We start from the raw sequence: 18,287 nt of genomic DNA on the forward strand, positions 1-18,287 counted from the left end.
CTTTAAGAAGTCAGGGATCTAAGAGATTAAATGTGAATTCCACACTCAGTTTTTTCGCTTCCTCTCCAACGTCCAGCGCGTTCGTCTTCACCTTCACCTACTTTAGTAGTAATGGGTTCGTCGCCAATGCTAGGATAACCTTCGTCATGGAGAGGATTGTAAATTACTTTATGTTCAGCTACATAAGCCCAGCTTTGTTTACGAGTCCAATTAGCTAGAGGGTTGATTTTTAATCTGCCTTTACCATCTAATTCTAATACGGGCATGGTAGCACGAGTAACGGCCTGATCACGACGGCGACCTGTAATCCAAGCTACAGTATTGAGTTCATCTAATCCCCGTAAAAGTGGTTCGATTTTGGTAATGTCGTGGAATTTAGCAATATCTGTATCCCAGAGGGCTGCACCGAATTTAGCAGCAAAGGCTTCACGGCTATCCACGTCTGGTGTTTTATACGTTTGTAAATCTAGGTTATAGATTTCTTTGACTTTACCAACCAATTCTAAGGTTTGAGGGAAATGATAAAGGGTATCCAGGAAAATTACAGGAACGGGATGCTGAAGTACGCTATAGAAAATATGTGTCAAGATAATATCATCTACGTTGAAGGCGCTAGTTTGTACCAGTCCTGTGGGGATATTCTTCACAGACCAGGCTAAGATCTCTGTAGGACTTGCGGTTTCAAATTGCTGATTTAGTGATGCTAAGTCAAAGGCGGTAGAAGTTGTCATGATCTTTCTCTAAAACAAAGATTTTTTTATTTTTATTAAATTTAATTTTACCTTAATAAAGTCACATACAGCGGTTTCCGCTCTTATGAGGTACAAAGTTGAATCATGAAACTCTTGTAGTGCGGGCATCTTGCCCGCTAGATATGTACCTCATAACACCGGGAAGTGCTGTATCCCCCCGATGATTGAGGAAATAGGGCAGAGCGTAGGTTGCAGGGGAGATATTTCCAACCAACAACTAACAACTGACAACTGACAACCAACAACTAACAACTGACCTAATTATGTAGTATTTTGATTGCAAGTCTGTTTAAGGATTCATCCCATGCAACAGTTACTCAAGCAATTATTTAGTAACTCAAAATACCTTGTCCGTCTCATTTTTCCTGTATTGGTAATGATGATGGCGAGTTCACTGTTTATTTTACCTGCTGCTGCTACTGGTGTATACCAAATACCCAGTTTAACGGCAGATACTTGGATTTTAGATCAAGGTGATGTGATTAGCCGATTGAATGAAGGTCAGATTAGTAAGACTTTCCAGGATTTAGCTCGGGAAACTGGTAACGAAGCCAGAATTGTCACTATTCACCGCCTCGACTATGGGGAAACACCGGAAAGTTTTGCCAAGGGACTATTTAGTAAATGGTTTCCAACAGCAGCAGAACAGGCTAATCAAGTGTTATTACTTGTTGATACTGTTACTAATGGAACTGCTTTAATTAGTGGAGATCAGGTTAAGTCTCTGTTAACTGATTCTATCGTCCAAAGCGTGGCTGAAGAAACATTGGGTACAGCATTACGTAGTGGTAATAAATACAACCAAGGATTTTTGGATGTGAGCGATCGCTTGGTGGCTGTTTTATCCGGTAAACCAGATCCCGGTCCACCAGAGATCAAGGAAACAGTCCAAGTAGAAGGAACTTTTACCAAAGCTGAAGAAACAGATCAAGGTAATGCTACTGCTTGGGTTGTCGGGCTGTTAATTGCGGCCACTGTCATTCCAATGGCTACATACTACATTTACTTAGTGTTTCAAAAACCACCCTCTCAGGAATCTGAGGAATAGGGAATAGGGAATAGGGAATTGGTTATTTTTTTCTTTCCAATTCCTGACTCCTATTTTTTATTTAAAACACTGTTTCTTCAGGAATAATTATTTTCTGTATTTTCAGAATTTTCTGACTCCAAAGTTCTAACATTGCGGCTAATTTATCTTTAGCTACTGGTTTACTTAAATAATCGTCCATACCAGCATCTAAACAAATTTTTTGGTCTTCTTTCATGGCATTAGCAGTAATAGCAATTACTACAGGTTGTTGATGTTTAGGAAAGGAACTTAGTGGACGACGACGAATTTCTTTTGTGGCTGCCAAACCATCGAGAATTGGCATTTGACAATCCATGAAAATCAAGTCATAGGCAATTTTATCTAATAATTCTAATACTTCTTGACCATTGGCTACGGCATCTGCTTGATATCCTAGATTTTGAAGTTGCTTGAGAAAGACTTTTTGATTAACTAGATTATCTTCTGCTAACAGCAACTTTAATTTGGATGTATTCTTGTTACTTATTGCTGGCAACTCTTCATTGATAGCAATCTGAGAATTATTTATTTTTGATTGAGAACCTACTATATTCATAATAGTATCAAGCAGTCGAGTAGGCTTAATCGGCTTGACTAAATAACTGATAAATCCTATATCTAATGCCTTTTTTACTTCATCTCTTTGATTAGTACAAGTCAGCATAATTAAAGGGACATTAGCAATAGCTGGATTTTTCCTAATTTGTATTCCTAGAGTCAACCCATCTATCTCAGGCATTTGCATATCAATTATGGCAATATCATAGGGCATCTGCTGTGTTGCGGCTGTTTCTAAAGCTGCAAGTCCGGCAATAGCAGAATCAACTTCATCTATGTGCATTCCCCAACTGATAGCTTGGTGGTGGAGAATTTCTCGACTGATAGTATTGTTATTTACTACTAACAACCGTCGCTGACTAAGAATTTGATAATCTTGATTTTGAGAAACAGACTCTGGCTGTTTAGTAAAAGATAAATTAAACCAAAATTTAGAACCTTTACCAATCTCACTGTTGAGGCCAATTTTTCCACCCATTAAAGTTACCAATTGTTGGCAAATGGCTAGTCCTAAACCCGTACCGCCATATTTACGGGTAATAGAAGCATCAACTTGGGTAAAGGGTTGGAAAAGGTTATTTTTATCTTCAGTGGTAATGCCAATACCTGTGTCTATGATGGCAAATTGAATGGTAGCTGTATCATCGGTTTCTGAAATTAATTCTAGTTGAACAATTACTTTTCCTTGGCTGGTGAACTTGATCCCATTACCCATCAAATTCATGATAACTTGTCGCAGACGACTAGCATCTCCTTGGATATAAATTGGGACATCGGCAGGAATTAATGCTGCTATTTCTAGTCCTTTATCATGAGCTTGGGGTGCTAACAGTTCTATAACTTCTTGAATGCAGGTAGATAGGTTAAAATCTAGGGTTTCTAGCATCATTTTCCCGGCTTCAAGTTTGGATAAATCCAAAATTTCGTTAATCAAGGATAAGAGAGCATCACCACTAGTCCGCACTGTTTCCAAAAAATCTTGTTGCTCTGGATTAAGGGGAGTTTCTAATAGTAAGCTGGTCATGCCCAAAACGCCGTTCATTGGGGTACGGATTTCATGACTCATATTGGCCAAAAAACTACTTTTGGCTTGTAATGCTGATTCGGCTTCCTGTCGGGCTATTTCTAGTTCTTGACGGTGAATAATTTCTGATTCTAATAGTTTAGCTTGGACTAAGGCAATACCGATTTGATCAGCAAGCGATCGCAAGAATTCTCTTTCCCAAGTATTCCAATGACGGGGTTGAGTACATTGATGAGCAATCAACAGTCCCCAAAATTCATCTTCGAGAAAAATAGGAATCACAAGGTTGGCTTTGATGTGAAATCTTTCCAGTAATTGTCGGTGACAAAGTTGGATATTCGCTTTTTCTATATCATCAATACTGGTAATCCATTGTTGAGCATATTTATGAGCGTGTTTTTCTACAAAACAAGGGTCAAAAATCTGCTCTCCTATGACAACAGGGATACCGGGAATCAATGCTTCTTTACGTGCAGTTAAATTGCCATTTTCTTCTAACTCTAAGATGAGGACACGATCAGCTTTTAGCAGCCTTTTAACTTCGGTAACGCTAGTTTGGAGGATGTCGTCAATTTGTAAAGAGTCGCGGATTTTTAGGGTGATATCGGCTAATAATTGTGATCGCAAATTTTGCTGCTTTAGTGCTTCTTCTATTTGTTTTCGCTTAATAAATTGACCTATTTGCTTGCCAATAGACATCATCCCCTTCAGTAGATCTGCATTTTCTAGCTGCATATTTTTACTAAAGAAAACCATGACCCCAATGTTTGTATTACCACCATGAATAGGAAAACCAAAAGCTGTTTTCAATCCTACTTGACTAGCAATATCTGCTCGCAGAAAATTCTGATCATTACAAATATCAGTTAGCCAAATAGGTTGAAATTTAGATAAAATTCGGCCAGGGAGACCAATTCCTGGAGCAAAAGTAATTTTTCTAGTAATTTCTTCAAGCTGTTTAAATTCTGAACCTGATTCATACCAAATATCTAAACAACGCAGAATATTTTCTGATTTATCCAGAACCCAAATTTCGCCCCAATCCCATGCCAATGTTTGACAAATTCCTTTTAAGGTGCGATGGGTGGTATTGTGAATATTTATAGCTCCTGCTAAGGCATTAGTTACCGCATATTGGAAACTGAGATATTGTTCATTTTGTTTGCGCTCAGTAATATCTATCCCTGTACTAACAATGTATTCTATTTGGTTTTGACTATCCAGCAGAATAGTATTTGACCAATCAATTAATCGTTGTCTTCCATCTCTTGTTATCCAAGAAGTTTCGGATTCTCTTGGTCTTTTATCTAATTTTATTTGCTCAAAAATAGCTTGAATTGATGGCTGATCTTTCTCGGTTAAAAATAGCTGCCAAAAACATCGCCCTAAAACTTCTCCACAGGTGTAACCAGTATTTTGTTCGCAAGCTCGATTGAAGCGGACAATTTGCCCTTTATCATCGAGAACCATCACTAAAACGCTGGCTGTATCTAGAACACTAGAAATGAAATTACGTTCTGTTTTTAGAGATTCCTCTACCCATTTGCGGGCAATGATTTCCCGATAAATAAGGTAGTAAATCATCGCCATAATTATGACACACAAACCGATAGCAATCCCCAATCCAAGGAGCATACTATGTGTAGTATTAGTTAATTTTATTGATTGTTGTTGAGGAATTTCTTGATCTTTTTGATTAAATTCATTGATTTTTTCATATTGTGCTAATGTCTGTTTTTGCTGATTATTTATATTGACAATTTCTTGAATATTTTGATAGGAAAATATCCCAATTATCACTAAAATTGATGATGTTAAGCCAAACCAGCCGCCAATTTTCACAAAAAGTTGTTTGTTAGCTTTCTTTTGTTTTTGATGTTTAGTAGTTACCAATAGTAAGCTATCTAAATTGCGTCGTAGTTCTAGCTGTTTCATGACTTGGCAACCCAGTATTTTCAAAGCCTCTAGTTGTTCAGCCGTGAGTTCCCTTGGCACATTATCAATCACGCACAACGTTCCTAAACCATAACCCTCAGCATCAATTAGAGGTACACCTGCATAAAATCGAATATTAGGCTCGGATGTGACTAAGGGATTGGTAGCAAATCTGTCGTCAAGAGTGGCATCAGGAACAATGAAAACATCTTTTTGGCAAATGGCGTGAGTACAAAAAGCAATATCACGAGGTGTTTCTAATGCCTCTAAACCGACTTTAGACTTAAACCATTGCCGGTTTGTGTCAATCAAACTTACTAAAGCTATGGGAGTTCCACAAATATAAGCTGCTAAACGAGTTAAATCATCAAAAGCAGCTTCCGGTGCAGTATCCAGAATCTTGTACTGTAATAGTGCCTCTATTCTGGCGGTTTCATCATGAGGTAATAATTCTTTCATGTTGTAATTTTATTACTTATTAAAAAGATTTTCTAGTTTTAATAATTTTTTTGAAAAAAGTGCAGAAATGTATTATTTTTTTCTTTTTTGAAGTATACAGCACTTCCCGGTGTTATGAGGTACATATCTAGCGGGCAAGACTTGTACTGAGCTTACGATGCCCTGAGCCTGTCGAAGGGTCGAAGTATGCCCGCACTACAAGAGTTTCATGATTCAACTTTGTACCTCATAAGAGCGGAAACCGCTGTAAGTAAGTGGGAATTAGTAACTAATTCCCCGTCTTTACTCTTGTATCTAATCTTGAATGTATTCTTTTCCTGACACTAAAGCCATTTCAGCCCGCACAAATTCTCTACCTAAATAAGCTGCATGGTCTAAGAAGGTTACAAGACAATCTGGAGTTTCTTCAAAAATCTTAATACACAGTTCCTTGGCTGTACGGCCACTAAATACGGTAGTGTGAGTCCTTTCCACTTTACCGCGAACTGGAATCACCTGACCTGTTTCGGGATCTACTGCTAAACCACGTTCATTAATGACATTAGTGAAGTGCTTTGCATAAATTAACCTTTCATTTTGATCTATGTAGATAATAAAATAGCCCTTGGGGTCAAGATCAATATAACGCTGAGAAAGTTTATGATCAATTGCTGTCAAATCTTCAAGTAGTAAATCCTTATGCATTATCAAAAGTAAATTTATAGAAACAGTATTTTTAGATTACATCAATATGCAATATTCAGATCCCCGACTTCTTTGAGCAGTCGGGGATCTATTTAGAAGTCGGGGATCTATTTCCTTATTTAAAAGGTAACTCTGCATTAATAGCATCCATTTCTTTTTGTTCCATTTGATTTACTTCCCGAACCCAAGGCAAAATAATTTGTCCTAAACGGTTGTTGTAAAAGCGGTGAAGGCTGTAATTAGCAGTAGCAGGGAATCCCCGACGTTTTTTATGTTTACCACCTGCTCCTGGGTCAAAATTTTGGATACCATGAGCGATCGCCCATTCAATTGGTGCATAATAACAAGCATCAAAATGTAAGCAATCTATGTCCTGAAAACTCCCCCAATAGCGTCCATATAGTTTGTCTTCTTTGAATAAACAAAAGGACATCCCCACAGGTTGACGTGGATCTTGCTCATTATAAGCGGCAAAAAATACGACTCGATGCCGATAATTATGGTGCAACTGTTCAAAAAAGTTCTTGGTTAAATACTTACTTCCCCACCAACCAAACTTATCGCAAGTATCAGCATAGAAATCATACATTAACGGAAACAGAGAATTAGGAATTTCCTCACCTGTTAATGCTTGCAATTTTAAACCAGCCTTTTCTACAGCTTTGCGTTCCCGTTTAATATTGCGTCTTTGATTGGCATTAAATCCAGTCAAGTAATCATCAAAAGTTTGAAAATTAGCATTTTCCCAAACATAATTATGATGTAGCCAAGTTGTAAACCCCTGGCGTTCTAAAATTGGTCGCCATTGGGGATCAACATAAAGAAAATGACAGCCAGAAATCCGATGTTTCACACAAAAACTATCAATTTCATGGAGGATTACCGCCGTAATTTCTTCCTCATCTTCTCCCGCAGCTATTAAAAACCGATAGCCTTCAGCCGGGGTAAATGGTGTCATTCCTAGCAGTTTTGGATAATACTCTATTCCTAAACGGGAAGCTAATTCTGCCCACTGCTGATCAAAAACAAATTCGCCCTGGCTATGTCCTTTTAAATATAAAGGAGCAGCCGCAATTAAAGTTTTATCTCGCCACAAAATCAAGTGATTTGGCAACCAACCTGTATTGGCTGTAACACTTTGGGATATTTCCAAATTGTGCAACCAATCCCATTCTAAAAAAGGCGTTTTTAACGGCATTGCTAAAGCATCCCAGTCTGCTTGGGGAACATCGGCGATTGTGTGCGTCCAAACAAGAGAATAATGGGGTTTGTGTTCTTTGATCATTGTGTAGTTTCCCAACAATTTTATATTTTGAATTTACGCCTGAATCCTGACTTATGACTCCTGAATTATCCTATAGTGTAAAAATACTTCTTGCTCTATTGTGGATACTTCTAATAATTGTAACTTAGGAGCAAGATCAGCTAAAAATCCTGTCCCCTCCACAGGTGAAGGGGCAATACTACCACCTAAAATTAATGGACAAATAGTGAGCCATATTTCATCAATTAAATCAGATTCTAGGAAAGATGCCACTAATTGTCCTCCTCCCAAAATAGCCAGACGGGTAATTTGTAACCGTGCTAAATATTTTAAAGCAGCCAAAATGTCAATTTCTTTGGCAGCAGTTTCAAAGACTAAAACTTGCTCAAACTCTGATCTTTCTTGCCAAAAATAAGCTCCTAGAGAGGTTGTGAGTAACCACCGTCTCACCGGTTGTTGAAAAAATTTAATGTCCGGATTCAGATTGCCTGAACGGGAAATCACTATATGAACCGGCTGGGGATGCTTGTCTGCTTTTTTTCTTTGTTGCAAGAGTATTGTCTCTGTGATAGTCATTGTTGTACTGTAGGCACGAAGAGTACCAGCACCAAATAAAATGGCATCAGATGCAGCAATTTGTTTCTCCAAGTGTATTTTATCAACCAATGAGCCAAACCGCGCAGGCGATCGCCTAAAATCTGCTATTTTACCATCAACACTCATGGCTAAAACTACTGTGGTATGAGGACGATTTTGCATGATTGGGTTGCTTTGATATTTTTTGTGAGGGGATAGATTATTGAAAAATCTATAGCTACAAGATAATTTTGAATAATTTTACACCATTAATATGAATATGCAACAGCAGTCACTATTTAATCTACATTTTATAAAATTTGGTATATGGAACAATACTTTGTCAAAATCGAGAAAAGTCTTGATTTGTAGGTTGGGTTGAAGGATGAAACCCAACATGAGCGTCGGGTTGCGCTGTCACTTAACCCAACCTACGAAAAATGAACAAGATATTGATGGAAGATTGATAAATTTATGTTTCAGTAATTAGTGAGATATTTTTTAAATTTCTAATTCTTACCTGTTCTCTCCTTTCTAACTTGGAAATTTAAATTAATAGTAAACTCATCATCAATTAATAAAATGTCTCCCTTGACTAGTGTAATTTCATATCTTTATTATCGTAGTTTGAAGATGCGAAGTGAGACAAACAATGGCTAAATCTCGTCAATCGTCATTTCGACAAATATTAGTAACAAGAATACTGCTAGTATTTATCCCAGTTTTATTAGTAGGAGAAATGGTTGCCTTGAATAAAGCTCGTTCTAGTTTGTTAAATACTGCCCAACAAAATTTAACAGAAAGTGCAGTTAATAAAGGAGAAAAAATTACTGATAATATTGCCGCTTTACGCTCCAATTTAATTACAGCTAGTCAAACTAAAGTAATTCAATCAGGTTCAACTTTCCAAATTGAACAATTTCTTAAACAACTAAAAAAACAACTACCAACCCAAACTGATTGTCTCCAATTAACCCGCATTAAAAAAGGTGAGATAATTGCCAGTAGTTGTGGTGTTCAAGAAATTATGCCATCAGGTTTATCTCTTACTAGCAATGACGTTGATATTCAATTTATATTACCATCCCAATCGGGAAAAACTGGTAAAAGAGACAAACAAAATCAACTACAATTATTTTTATCAATTCCTGTTTCTAATCAACGTGGTAATTTAGCCTACCGATTAAGCATGAAAACCACATTATATCAACAAAATCCCAATCATCCAGGCTCATTAACGGGTTTTTTGGTAGTCATTGCTGAAGACGGTAAAGTTTTAGCTCATCCATTACCAGAAAGAATCGGTACTAATATTAAAGATTATGCCGATGTAGACAGAATTCAAGCTATAGTTAAAAATGCCTTGGGTGGCAGTAATAATTCCAGTAATTTATCCTTTATAGAAGGACAAGAACTGGTTGCAGGTTTTACAGCTACTACTAAACCTATCACTACAAAACCATCACAAAGATGGATTGTCCTAGCAGTTACAAGTGTGGAAAATGCCCTATTTGGTTTAGAAGAAATTAAACTAATTCTCATTGTTTTAACAGTTGGTTTAATTGGTGCAAGTTTATTGGCATCATTTTATTTAGTTCCTTATTTAGCAGGTCCAGTAGAAGAACTCCGCGACTATGCTATTAATCTTCATAGTCACCACGCGGCACAACCCATTCCCCGCAACTTCAAAATTCGAGAATTTAACCAACTAGCTCAAGCATTAGATCAAATGGTAGAAAGACTCAAAGATTGGGCTGAAGAATTAGAAATTGCTTGGAAAGAAGCTAAATCAGCCAATCAAGTGAAAAGTCAATTTCTAGCCACAACTTCTCACGAATTAAGAAATCCACTGAATATTATTATTAACTGTGTGCGGTTAGTGCGTGATGATTTATGTGATAGTAGAGAAGAAGAATTAGAGTTTCTTAAAAAAGCCGATGATACAGCAATTCATTTATTAGGAATAATTAATGATTTGCTAGATATTTCTAAAATAGAAGCGGGTAAACTTTCTGTAATTACAGTACCGCTAGATTTACGACAATTATTATTAGAGGTAATTAACTTACAATCAGTTAATATCCAATATAAAGGACTACAATTAATTTGTGATATAGGTGATAAGCCTATTCCTATAAAGTCTGATTCCATTAAACTCAAACAAGTGTTAATTAATATTATTGGTAATGCTACTAAATTCACTGATGAAGGTAGTATTCAAATTACCATGAGTATTAATCGTCATCAGCAGTATGTTTTAGTTTCTATTAAAGATACAGGAATTGGTATTGATCCAGGAGAACAAGGTAAACTATTTCGTCCCTTTGTGATGGTTGACGGGACAACTACGCGCAAGTTTGAAGGAACTGGATTGGGTTTAGCAATCTCTCGGAATTTAATTGAACTCATGGGTGGTAAAATCACTTTAGAGAGTTTGGGGTTAAATCAAGGAACAACAGTAATTATTAAATTACCTTTGATTGATCTGGCTTTATTACCTAATCCAGAAAAAAAAGATGTGGTCATAAATGGAGTTAGGAGTTAATTCTGGCTCTGAGAAATGTTCCGCAAACAATAAATTTCAAATTACCACCCTCCTAAAATGAAGCGATTTTTTGCAAGTATTTTTGTAGTTACAACTTTACTATTAGCTCCTGGTTGTTCATCTAATACTAAATCTACTGAGACACAAGTTTCACCTAGTATAATGACGAATCATGATGGACATTCCATGGAAAATATGAATCATGAAAATAATTCACAAATAACTACCAAAGTTAAATTAACTGCTCCGAAAAGTTTATCACCAAATCAACCAATTAACTTAGTTATTGATATTCAAGACTCTACTGGAAAACCTGTGAATAAGTTTGACATTTTCCAAGAAAAAATCATGCACTTAATTGTTGTGAGAGATGATTTACAATTTTTTGATCATATTCATCCCGAATATAAAGAAAATGGTCGCTTTGAAGTAACTGCAAATTTTCCAGAGTCAGGAAATTATACACTTTTCAGTGATTATAAACCTGCTGGAAATCAGGAAAATGTCTCATTAATGAATATTACAATTCCTGGTACAGTTCCATTACCAAAAAATTTAGAAAAGTTCACCAAAACTAAAACTATCTCAGATACTAAAGTCAATCTGAATATTTCTGCACCAAAAATCAAAGTCGGTCAAGACATTAACTTAACTTTTGACTTAAAAGACAACAAAAATCAACCAATTAAAGATTTACAACCTTATTTGGGTGAAAAAGGACATTTAGTAATTATTAAAAGTTCATCTCCCCTGACTTCATCTGATTATATCCATGCACACGCAATCAAAAATACTCCAGATGGAAAAATCGAATTTCATACAAAATTCCCCAAACCAGGAACATATAAAATGTGGATGCAATTTAATCGCAATGGACAAATCAAAACCGCAGATTTTTGGGTAAATGTAGAATAGAAAATCGTAGGTTGGGTTAAGCGACAGCCAGGGAATTAATTCCCAGTCTCATAACAAAAGTCGGCTCAAGCCGACTGTATTTTTATGATGATTTCCCAAAATTTTATCTTTAGTCAGCTTTAGCTTACTTTTGCTATTAGCCTTAGAATTCATTCTGAGGCGGACTATATTTTTCTGTATTTATGGGAATATTAAATATGAGAATATTTAGAATCATAAATAAGGTGTATTTATGGCTTTGTGGAGACTTTATTATCATCTGGTTTGGGCAACAAAAGAGCGTCAGCCACTAATTACCAGGGAACGGGAAGGGAAACTTTACGGTTACATTATTAGCAAAGCTGATGAACTTGGTACTATTATTCATGCTATTGACGGCATAGAAAATCATATTCATTTAGTGGCTTCTATTCCGCCAAAGATTTCCATTTCTGATTTTGTGCAAAAAATTAAAGGCAGTAGCACCCATTATATTAATCATTTATCTCCTGGAGAAGATACCTTTGGTTGGCAAAGAGGATATGGGGTTTTTTCACTGGGGAGAAAACAATTGGAACAAGCGGTTATTTATGTGAGAAATCAAAAGGAGCATCATTCAAATGGCACAACAATTGCATCTTTGGAAGAACATAATCAAGATGATGATGCTCCCACAAAATTTTATCTTTCGCAACCGCCTGAGAATGAATTTTCAGTCTCATAATGAAAGTCTCATAATGAAAGCAACCGCCAGGGAATGAATTCCCAGTCTCATAACAAAAGTCGGCTCAAGCCGACTATATTTGTATGATGTTTCCCCAAAATTTCATCTTTCGCAACCGCCAGGGAATGAATTCCCAGTCTCATAACAAAAGTCGGCTCAAGCCGACTGTATTTTTATGATATTTCCCCAAAATTTATCCTTAGTCAGCTTTAGCTTACTTTTGCTATTAGCCATGGCTTCGCCACGCAGGCTATCAAAATTCATTCTGAGGCGGACTTTTTGCTATTAGCCATGGCTTCGCCACGCAGGCTATCAGAATTCATTCTGAAGCGGACTTTTTGCTATTAGCCATGGCTTCGCCACGCAGGCTATCAGAATTCATTCTCAGGCGCTATTATCCATGGCTTCGCCACGCAGGCTATCAGAATTCATTCTCAGGCGGAATCAGACACATTTTACGTTGGGTTTCGTTCCTCAATCAAAAATTAAAAAGGTGGTAATTCCTTCAGAATCGTGAAGCGAATATGGTTAATAGCTAAGTCACCCAGGGAAACCTCTTCTTTCGTTAAGCGAATTCCATCTCTGGTTAAGGTTTCAAAAGTGATACCCTTACCAATTTCGATATGATACCAGCATAAGCCCATAAAGAATCGTGTAGGATATGGTCCACCTTCTTCCAGATCATCAGGATTAGATTCCATTGGCAACCAACCAATTCCCGGAATATAAAACTCTAACCAAACATGATTAAAATCGGGTTGGAGGGGAATTCCCTGATGTTCGGCATAAACTGGACATTTATATCTACCAACGGTGCGGCAAGGAATACCATTCAGGCGACAAAGTGCCAGTAATACACCTACATATTCGCCACATGAACCAGTACCCCGATCTAAAGCTATATCGGGTGAATCAATATGAGGTTTAATGGCATAAGACAATTGATCATAAACGTAGTTGCGGATACTGTACATTTTCCGTAACAGATTAGTTTCTGTACCAACGGCTGTGCGGGCTGCACGGATAACAATATCGGTATCCATTGCTAGGTCGTCATCATCTACCAGATAGCGGGTTTTTAATTCTGGTGACAGTTCTGGAACATCTTCGACATCTTTAGGGGTGATGCGATGTTTAATTCCGCGTACTTCTACTAATGCCTTCCAGCCAAATATGTGACGTTCACCGGGGGCAAGGGTATCAAATTTAAATACGGCTACTCTTTGTCCGTCAATGATTTCTTCTGTGAATGGTAAACCAATGGGTTCAACTTGTTGGACTTTTTGCCGTTGGGTTTCTGAGGGTAGGGCTATGCGCCATTCTATATCGGCTAAATAAATTTCATCAAGGGGGGAAATTTCTTCAACATAAGACATTTCTATCAGATAGCCATTAGAGAGGGCGTAGCGTTTATCCTCTTGGTAATGATATTGTAGAGAATGAATAAATGTGCGATCGCGGTAGGTTAATTCAAAACAAGGGTCAGCATTGGGATTATCCCGAATATAAGGTTCTTCGCTGGAGTATGCCACATAAATACGATCTTTGCCTGTGTCATCCTGCCCCTGAACTGCGATACCTGTAGGAGAATCAAAAGCCGTGAGAACACTGAAACGCACTTCTCCAGTTGCCCTATCCATAGAGTAAACTGTTTGTTCCGTGCGATCGCATACCCATAAAGTTTCTTTACTAACTGCCAAGTTTTGGATACCGACACCAGGGGCATAAAATCTGGTGATTTCCTTGCGGGTATCCCGGTTAAAAATCAAAATATAGCCAAGTCTTTGACAACTAACATAAACGGTAGATTCCCAAACGGCAACACCATCAGCGGGATAGGGTAAAGTTACAAAATGCTCTAACCCTAAAGATGCCAATTTACATAAATAGACACTGTTCCCACGAGTCACCCACAGGTCATCTTCCCACACAGCTAAACCAGTCACTTCTTGAAATTCGCGGACTTGGTGGGGATTGATAATTTTGCTGTTATCGGTAAGAGGGTCAATTTCTAATAAATGACCTTTAACCGTATCAATAGCAATAAGTCTATCCTTGATAAAAGCAATACCGTACAAGGTAGCAGCAGTAACTGGTCTGATTATTTTTTGCCCAAACATCTGGTTCACCGTCAAACTGGGTACTGGAAAACTTATATCATTAAGCATATTAGTCATAAATTATTATTTATTAGGGAACAGGGAACAGGGAAGAGAAATATTTTTTTGCAACTGACAACTGTACCGGCGAAGCATTTGCAGAACTATTTTTGGCAATGACCGATAATTTATCTTCCAAATGCTTCGCCCCTACTAACAACTGTACGGGCGAAGCATTTGCAGAACTATTTTTGGCAATGACCGATAATTTATCTTCCAAATGCTTCGCCCCCACTAACAACTGTACGGGCGAAGCATTTGCAGAACTATTTTTGGCAATGACCGATAATTTATCTTCCAAATGCTTCGCCCCCACTAACAACTGTACGGGCGAAGCATTTGCAGAACTATTTTTGGCAATGACCGATAATTTATCTTCCAAATGCTTCGCCCCTACTAACAACTGTACGGGCGAAGCATTTGCAGAACTATTTTTGGCAATGACCGATAATTTATCTTCCAAATGCTTCGCCCCTACTAACAACTGTACGGGCGAAGCATTTGGAGAACTATTTTTGGCAATGACCGATAATTTATCTTCCAAATGCTTCGCCCCTACTAACAACTGTACGGGCGAAGCATTTGGAGAACTATTTTTGGCAATGACCGATAATTTATCTTCCAAATGCTTCGCCCCTACTAACAACTGACAATTGACCAATTCCACATTTTCGGACACCACTAAATTATGATCGAATTTTGTAACCATTTCCTGTAACTTACACGATGTCTGCTCATTCTTTACCTGAATCTACCAACCTTTGGCATGGTTTAGAAGTTGATAAAGCCTTAGAAATGCTGGATAGTGACGCAAATAGCGGCTTAACCTCCCCAGAAGTTGAACAGCGTCGCCAAAAATATGGACTTAATGAACTCGAAGAACAGGTCGGTCGTAGCCCTTGGCAAATTCTGCTAGATCAGTTTACCAATATCATGTTATTGATGCTGATTGCCGTTGCCCTCATTTCTGGCCTTTTGGATTTGGTGGCTTTGACTGGGGGGACATTAAAACCCGGTGAAGTGCCATTTAAAGACACAATTGCCATTATGGCTATCGTTATCCTCAATGGTATTTTGGGCTATGTGCAAGAAAGCCGGGCTGAAAAAGCTCTAGCAGCCTTGAAAAAACTATCTTCTCCCTCAGTCCGAATCCTCCGTGATGGTAAACTGGCGGATATAGCAGCGAAGGAGCTAGTTCCAGGGGATGTGATGTTGCTGGAAGCTGGGGTGCAAATAGCTGCTGATGGTCGCTTAATAGAACAGTCTAATTTGCAAGTGCGAGAATCGGCTCTCACAGGTGAAGCCGAAGCTGTCAATAAGCAAGCCATTCTTACATTACCAGAAGATGCACCATTAGGCGATCGCCTCAATTCAGTTTTTCAAGGTACGGAAGTTGTCCAAGGTCGGGCTAAGGTACTGGTAACTCACACCGGAATGCGAACAGAACTAGGCAAAATTGCCGCTATGTTGCAGTCTGTGGACGGTGAACCTACGCCTTTGCAGCAACGCATGACCCAATTGGGTAACGTTCTCGTTACTGGTTCTTTAATTCTTGTAGCCATAGTAGTTGGTGGTGGACTTATTCATGATCTAACTAAAGGAATAGGTTGGAAGAATTTACAAGAACTGGTGGAAGTTTCTTTAAGTATGGCGGTAGCGGTAGTTCCTGAAGGTTTACCTGCGGTAATCACTGTGACTCTGGCTTTGGGAACTCAGCGTATGGTCAAGCATCACGCTTTAATTCGCAAACTCCCAGCGGTAGAAACTCTTGGTTCTGTAACTACTATTTGTTCTGATAAAACCGGAACTCTAACTCAAAATAAAATGGTGGTACAGTCGGTGTACACCAATAATTCTCCCTTTCGCGTCACTGGAGAAGGTTATACTCCCATTGGCGATTTTCAGTTAAATGGTGAAAAAGCCAATTTAGATGAATGTCCAGAAATTTCTGCTTTGCTTGTTTCCTGTGCGGTTTGTAATGATGCTGTTCTGCAACAACAACAAGGAGAATGGGCAATTTTAGGCGACCCGACAGAAGGGGCTTTAGTGACTTTGGCAGGAAAAGCCGGAATTGAACAAGACCAATGGAGTAGTAAATTACCTCGTGTCTCCGAATTTCCCTTTTCTTCGGAACGGAAGCGCATGAGTGTGATTTGTCAATTAGAAGCTGTAGCTACTGGTGATACTTCTTTAACCGCCATTGACCCAGCCATTGCTGGTTTTGTGGAATCTGAACAATATCTGATGTTTACCAAGGGTTCACCAGAATTAACTTTGGAACGGTGTACAAAAATCCATTTAGGTAATCACTCGATTCCTATCAGTGACGAACACCGCAGCCAAATTTTGGTAGCTAATGACCAAATGGCGGGTAAAGGTTTGCGGGTGTTAGGTTTTGCCTATAAACCTTTGGCTGAAGTTCCCCCAGATGGTTCTCATGATACATCTGAGGTAGATTTGGTTTGGTTGGGGTTGGTGGGAATGCTAGACGCGCCTCGTCCAGAAGTGAGGGCGGCTGTGCAAGAATGTCGCAAGGCGGGAATCCGTCCGATTATGATTACTGGCGACCATCAATTAACTGCTCAGGCGATCGCTATTGATTTGGGAATTGCCCAAGCAGGTGATAGAGTCCTCACTGGTAAGGAATTACAACTTCTCAGTGACCAGGAATTAGAGGAACAGGTTGACCTAGTGAGTATTTACGCGCGAGTCTCCCCAGAACACAAATTAAGAATTGTCCAAGCCTTACAACGTCGCGGGCGATTTGTAGCTATGACAGGCGATGGGGTAAATGACGCTCCCGCCCTCAAACAGGCTGATATAGGCATTGCCATGGGCATCACAGGTACAGATGTGAGCAAAGAAGCCAGCGACATGATCCTCCTAGATGATAACTTCGCCACCATAGTTGCTGCCACGAAGGAAGGTAGAGTTGTTTATACCAATATTCGCCGCTTTATTAAATACATTTTGGGTAGTAATATTGGGGAAGTTCTCACCATTGCGGCTGCGCCATTGTTGGGATTAGGAGGCGTTCCCTTGAGTCCTTTGCAAATTCTCTGGATGAATTTGGTAACAGACGGTTTACCAGCTTTAGCATTAGCTGTAGAACCACCAGAACCTGATGTTATGGAACGTCCCCCCTTTAGCCCCCGTGAAAGCATTTTTGCTAGGGGTTTAGGTTCTTACATGATTCGCATTGGGATTGTTTTCGCTGTGATTACAATTATCCTCATGGAATGGGCTTACCATCATTCTCATGCAGCCGGGTATCAAGGACATGAAGATACTTGGAAGACAATGGTATTTACTTCATTATGTCTAGCGCAAATGGGTCATGCGATCGCTATTCGTTCTAATAATAGACTTACCATCGAAATGAATCCTTTTTCTAATCCTTTTGTCTTGGGGTCAGTCATTGTCACCACGATTTTGCAATTGATGTTAATTTATGTTCCACCCCTGCAAAGTTTCTTTGGTACTCATCCACTCAGTTTAGAAGAATTAGCAATTTGTATCGGTTTTAGTGCTTTAATGTTTGTCTGGATTGAAGGTGAGAAGATATTCTTCCGCCTTATGGGCAAAAAAACTGTTTAATTGGTAAATTGTCAGAATCAGGACTTGCAAATTAACAGGATGTAATT

At 38.5% G+C, this 18,287-nt stretch carries 12 protein-coding genes; 5 read left to right on the forward strand and 7 right to left on the reverse strand.

The window, feature by feature from the left end:
• Positions 1–26: 26 nt before the first annotated feature.
• The gene (gene cysH, locus ANA_RS19495; protein WP_015083140.1) at positions 27–731 is read right to left on the reverse strand and encodes a phosphoadenosine phosphosulfate reductase; all 705 of its coding nucleotides are present in this window, start codon (positions 729–731) and stop codon (positions 27–29) included.
• A gap of 325 nt (positions 732–1,056) precedes the next feature.
• Here cysH and psb32 point away from each other — a divergent pair, with 325 nt between their 5' ends.
• Complete coding sequence (gene psb32 / locus ANA_RS19500) at positions 1,057–1,800, forward strand: photosystem II repair protein Psb32 (RefSeq protein WP_015083141.1); 744 nt, start codon at positions 1,057–1,059, stop codon at positions 1,798–1,800.
• Between the two features lie 61 nt (positions 1,801–1,861).
• On the opposite strand, the gene ANA_RS19505 is transcribed toward psb32, so the two are convergent.
• From ANA_RS19505 to ANA_RS19520, 4 genes are all read right to left on the reverse strand, one after another.
• Positions 1,862–5,797, reverse strand: coding sequence for a GAF domain-containing protein (locus ANA_RS19505; RefSeq protein ID WP_015083142.1), 3,936 nt, complete (start codon positions 5,795–5,797; stop codon positions 1,862–1,864).
• A gap of 294 nt (positions 5,798–6,091) precedes the next feature.
• On the reverse strand, positions 6,092–6,481 hold the full coding sequence (locus tag ANA_RS19510; protein ID WP_015083143.1) for a DUF4346 domain-containing protein: 390 nt from the start codon (positions 6,479–6,481) through the stop codon (positions 6,092–6,094).
• 115 nt (positions 6,482–6,596) lie between these two features.
• Positions 6,597–7,766: a GNAT family N-acetyltransferase gene (locus tag ANA_RS19515; protein ID WP_015083144.1), complete on the reverse strand. Its 1,170-nt coding sequence runs from the start codon at positions 7,764–7,766 to the stop codon at positions 6,597–6,599.
• A gap of 51 nt (positions 7,767–7,817) precedes the next feature.
• Positions 7,818–8,507: a RibD family protein gene (locus ANA_RS19520; protein ID WP_041458569.1), complete on the reverse strand. Its 690-nt coding sequence runs from the start codon at positions 8,505–8,507 to the stop codon at positions 7,818–7,820.
• Positions 8,508–8,973: 466 nt separating this feature from the next.
• Here ANA_RS19520 and ANA_RS19525 point away from each other — a divergent pair, with 466 nt between their 5' ends.
• The 3 genes from ANA_RS19525 (at position 8,974) to tnpA (ending at position 12,484) form a co-directional block, all read left to right on the forward strand.
• Positions 8,974–10,866, forward strand: coding sequence for a sensor histidine kinase (locus ANA_RS19525; RefSeq protein WP_015083146.1), 1,893 nt, complete (start codon positions 8,974–8,976; stop codon positions 10,864–10,866).
• A gap of 57 nt (positions 10,867–10,923) precedes the next feature.
• Positions 10,924–11,781: a hypothetical protein gene (locus tag ANA_RS19530; protein WP_015083147.1), complete on the forward strand. Its 858-nt coding sequence runs from the start codon at positions 10,924–10,926 to the stop codon at positions 11,779–11,781.
• A gap of 232 nt (positions 11,782–12,013) precedes the next feature.
• Positions 12,014–12,484, forward strand: a complete 471-nt coding sequence (tnpA, locus tag ANA_RS19535) for an IS200/IS605 family transposase (RefSeq protein ID WP_015083148.1) — start codon at positions 12,014–12,016, stop codon at positions 12,482–12,484.
• Positions 12,485–12,969: 485 nt separating this feature from the next.
• Here tnpA and ANA_RS19540 read toward each other — a convergent pair whose 3' ends face one another.
• Entirely contained in the window at positions 12,970–14,652 is a 1,683-nt protein-coding gene (locus ANA_RS19540; protein ID WP_015083149.1) for a transglutaminase domain-containing protein, read from the reverse strand.
• 22 nt (positions 14,653–14,674) lie between these two features.
• Complete coding sequence (locus ANA_RS19545) at positions 14,675–15,352, reverse strand: hypothetical protein (protein ID WP_015083150.1); 678 nt, start codon at positions 15,350–15,352, stop codon at positions 14,675–14,677.
• Between the two features lie 17 nt (positions 15,353–15,369).
• Here ANA_RS19545 and ANA_RS19550 point away from each other — a divergent pair, with 17 nt between their 5' ends.
• Entirely contained in the window at positions 15,370–18,240 is a 2,871-nt protein-coding gene (locus ANA_RS19550) for a cation-translocating P-type ATPase (RefSeq protein ID WP_015083151.1), read from the forward strand.
• Positions 18,241–18,287 lie beyond the last annotated feature (47 nt).

Origin of the sequence: Anabaena sp. 90 (genome assembly GCF_000312705.1) — a bacterium.
Classification (GTDB): domain Bacteria; phylum Cyanobacteriota; class Cyanobacteriia; order Cyanobacteriales; family Nostocaceae; genus Dolichospermum; species Dolichospermum lemmermannii.

Bases quoted from the DNA above. Each gene is read 5' to 3' on its own strand.
- cysH (WP_015083140.1), bottom strand. From the start codon at position 731: ATGACAACTTCTACCGCCTTTGACTTAGCATCACTAAATCAGCAATTT.
- psb32 (WP_015083141.1), top strand. From the start codon at position 1,057: ATGCAACAGTTACTCAAGCAATTATTTAGTAACTCAAAATACCTTGTC.
- ANA_RS19505 (WP_015083142.1), bottom strand. From the start codon at position 5,797: ATGAAAGAATTATTACCTCATGATGAAACCGCCAGAATAGAGGCACTA.
- ANA_RS19510 (WP_015083143.1), bottom strand. From the start codon at position 6,481: ATGCATAAGGATTTACTACTTGAAGATTTGACAGCAATTGATCATAAA.
- ANA_RS19515 (WP_015083144.1), bottom strand. From the start codon at position 7,766: ATGATCAAAGAACACAAACCCCATTATTCTCTTGTTTGGACGCACACA.
- ANA_RS19525 (WP_015083146.1), top strand. From the start codon at position 8,974: ATGGCTAAATCTCGTCAATCGTCATTTCGACAAATATTAGTAACAAGA.
- ANA_RS19530 (WP_015083147.1), top strand. From the start codon at position 10,924: ATGAAGCGATTTTTTGCAAGTATTTTTGTAGTTACAACTTTACTATTA.
- tnpA (WP_015083148.1), top strand. From the start codon at position 12,014: ATGGCTTTGTGGAGACTTTATTATCATCTGGTTTGGGCAACAAAAGAG.
- ANA_RS19540 (WP_015083149.1), bottom strand. From the start codon at position 14,652: ATGCTTAATGATATAAGTTTTCCAGTACCCAGTTTGACGGTGAACCAG.
- ANA_RS19545 (WP_015083150.1), bottom strand. From the start codon at position 15,352: ATGGTTACAAAATTCGATCATAATTTAGTGGTGTCCGAAAATGTGGAA.
- ANA_RS19550 (WP_015083151.1), top strand. From the start codon at position 15,370: ATGTCTGCTCATTCTTTACCTGAATCTACCAACCTTTGGCATGGTTTA.